The sequence below is a fragment of the Streptomyces sp. NPDC059524 genome, from assembly GCF_042749255.1.
Taxonomy (GTDB): Bacteria; Actinomycetota; Actinomycetes; order Streptomycetales; family Streptomycetaceae; genus Streptomyces; species Streptomyces xanthii.
Genome location: NZ_JBHYTK010000279.1, coordinates 1,669 through 4,573, shown reverse-complemented (window position 1 = coordinate 4,573; position 2,905 = coordinate 1,669). Strand labels below are relative to the sequence as shown.

The 2,905-nt window shown below is 74.5% G+C and carries 2 protein-coding genes; both read right to left on the bottom strand.

The features are described from left to right. Nucleotides 1-47 precede the first annotated feature (47 nt). A complete protein-coding gene (locus ACFW9D_RS37940) occupies nucleotides 48-1,673 on the bottom strand; it encodes a DoxX family protein (RefSeq protein ID WP_384630000.1) in 1,626 nt (541 codons plus the stop codon). Nucleotides 1,674-1,804: 131 nt separating this feature from the next. After that, complete coding sequence (rlmB, locus tag ACFW9D_RS37935; RefSeq protein WP_188337690.1) at nucleotides 1,805-2,755, bottom strand: 23S rRNA (guanosine(2251)-2'-O)-methyltransferase RlmB; 951 nt, start codon at nucleotides 2,753-2,755, stop codon at nucleotides 1,805-1,807. Nucleotides 2,756-2,905: the final 150 nt, after the last annotated feature.

Here is a 2,905-nt window from a genome sequence, read left to right as displayed (position 1 = left end):
CACACACGGTGTGCGGGGCCCCGTCGTCATGGGGGTCGTGGAGCCCGTCAGCCGCCGAGGAGGCCGCCGACCAGACCCGGCTTGTCGGCGCCGCCGTCGGAGCCGCCCGAGGTGGTGCCGCCGTCGGAGGTTCCGCCGGTCGTGCCGCCGGAGGTCGGGCCGCTGGTGGTGCCGGTGCTGGTGGCCGACTGCTGCGGCGCCGTCTGCTGCGGCGGGGCCTGCCCGGCCGTCGCGCCCTGCGTCTGGGCGGGCGTCGTGGTGCCGCTGGTCGCGCCGGCGGTCTCCCGGGCGCTCGGTGCGCCGGTCGGGCTCGACGTGGTGCCCTGCGTCGGCGAGTTGACCGCCGAGGGGCTCTGCGACCGGTGCTTCTCCTTGCGGTGTCCGGGCTCGGACGGGAGCGGGGAGCCGGGCAGTTCGTTGCGCGGGGTGTCGCCGGGGCCGGGGGCCGTGACGCGGTCCGCGTCGCGCACGGCGGCGCCGAGCAGCGAGCCGATGAGGAGCGTGCCGCCGATGACGAGGGTGGCGACGACGGTGCCGCGGCGCAGCACATAGCGGCGGAGTTCGCCGAGTGCGGCGCGCGGGCCGAGCCGCCGCCAGGCGCCGCTGGCGAGCCGTCCGTCGACGGAGTAGACGGGGGCGCCGGCGATGATGAGCGGGGACCAGGCGGCCAGGTAGATGATGTCCGGCGTGTCGTAGGCCGGGACGGTCTTCCAGCTGACGGTGACGAGGAGTGCGGCGGAGAGCAGCGCGCCGAACACGGCGGCGAGCCGCTGCCAGAGCCCGAGCACGGTCAGGACACCGACGATGACCTGCAGGAAGGCGATGGCGAGTCCGGCGCCGACGGGGTGCTGGAGAGCCCAGTCGCGCAGGGGTTCGGCGAGGGCCCACGGGTGCAGCGAGTTGAGCCACTTGACCATGGAGCCGCGTTCGCCGCCGTCGAAGTAGACGGGGTCGCAGAGCTTGCCCATGCCCGCGTAGATGGAGATGAAGCCGAGGAAGACGCGCAGCGGGAGCAGCACGACGCCCAGGTTCATACGGCGGCCCGGGTAGTAGGCGTGCCGGACGGGGCCGTAGCGGCGGGCGGCGCGCTCGTGCTCGGGGTCTCCGTCGGTGCCGTCGGGGCCGTCGAACTCGTCGTCCGCGTAGGCGACGGGGTCGAGTTCGCCGGTCTCCTCGAAGGCGCTGCCGGCCTGGCGCATCTGAGGCAGGATCCGCGTGCCGGGGGCGCCGGCCTGCTGCCCGATGACGGGCGTCTCCTGCGTCGGCTCGTCCCGGTACAGGTCGAGGTCGTCGGCGAGGTCGCGGGCGATGTCGACCCGTGGGATGACCTGGGTGGATCCGCCGTCGTCGACGGGGTCGCCCGCGCGGCGGGCGCCCTGGAGGAGCCCGCCGGTGTCGAGGCCTCCGCCGCCGCTCATGACGACGCGGCGGCGCCGGGCACCGGGGGTGCCCGCGGCGGTGATGACGGGGACGCGCGGGCCCAGGGCGCTCACGTGCCGTGCGATGCGCGGGAGTTGCGTCTGTTGCCCCCGGGGGAGCTGCACGCGGAAGCTCGCGTGATTGACGATGACCTGCGCCGGGTCGCACGGCACCTTCACCATGCTCAGCGCGGGGCCGTCGTCGAATCCCGACGAGCGATCCCCCGAGGGAGTGCGGGGCGTTCTGGTGTCCACACTCATCTAACCGAGTGATGTGTGTTTAGGACACTGCCTCGCGCCCACCGAAATGTCCGGACCCCGTCAAGCCCGGACCGTCCCTGGTCAACCCCTGGTCAGCCCCTGGCCGGTCCGGGTCCGGGCCCTGGTCAGGCCCGGCGGCGGGCCGCCTCGTAGAGCACGACACCGGCGGCGACACCGGCGTTCAGCGACTCGGCGCCGCCCGGCATCGGGATGCGGACGCGGTAGTCGCAGGTCTCGCCGACGAGGCGGGACAGGCCCTTGCCCTCGCTGCCGACGACGATGACGACGGGGCCCTCGAGCGCGGCCAGGTCGCCGACGGCGTGCTCACCGTCGGCGGCGAGGCCCACGACCACGATGCCGGCCTTCTTGTACTGCTCCAGGGCGCGGGTCAGGTTCGTGGCGCGGGCCACCGGCGTGCGCGCGGCGGTACCGGCGGAGGTCTTCCACGCGCCGGCCGTCATGCCGGCGGCGCGGCGCTCGGGCACGAGGACGCCGTGGCCGCCGAACGCGGAGACGGAGCGGACGACGGCGCCCAGGTTGCGCGGGTCGGTGACGCCGTCGAGGGCGACGATCAGCGGGTCCTGGCCCTCGTCGTAGGCGGCGGCGACGAGGTCCTCGGGGTGCGCGTACTCGTACGGCGGGACCTGGAGGACGAGGCCCTGGTGGTTGAGCCCGTTGGTCATGCGGTCGAGCTCGGGGCGGGGGGCCTCCATGAGGTGGATGCCGCCGCGGTCACCGGCGAGCTGCAGCGCCTCGCGCACGCGCTCGTCGTTGTCGATGAACTGCTGCACGTACAGCGTGACCGCGGGCACGCCCTCGCGCAGTGCCTCGACGACGGGGTTGCGGCCGACGACCATCTCGGAGGTCGCCTTGCCGCGCGGGCCGCCGGTGCGGTTGCTGGGGCGGCCCTGGGTGCGCTTGGCCTGGGCGTTGGCGATGCGGTTCTTCTTGTGGCCCTTGCGCATCTCGGCGGGCGGCGTCGGGCCGCGGCCCTCCAGGCCCTTGCGCCGCTGGCCGCCACTGCCGACCTGCGCGCCCTTCTTGCCGGACATGCGGCGGTTGTTGTTGGCGGCCATGACCTACCTGTCTCTTACGTCTGTCTGTGGATGTGTACGTCTATGAAGTGTGGGGCCCCGCCGCCCCGCCGGCCCCAAATACACCGTTTACAGCGGGGGCCCGGGGGGCGCCGGGGGGGGGCGCGGGGGGCGAGGCGTTTGGGGCCGGCG

Bases quoted from the DNA above. Each gene is read 5' to 3' on its own strand.
- rlmB (WP_188337690.1), bottom strand. From the start codon at position 2,755: ATGGCCGCCAACAACAACCGCCGCATGTCCGGCAAGAAGGGCGCGCAG.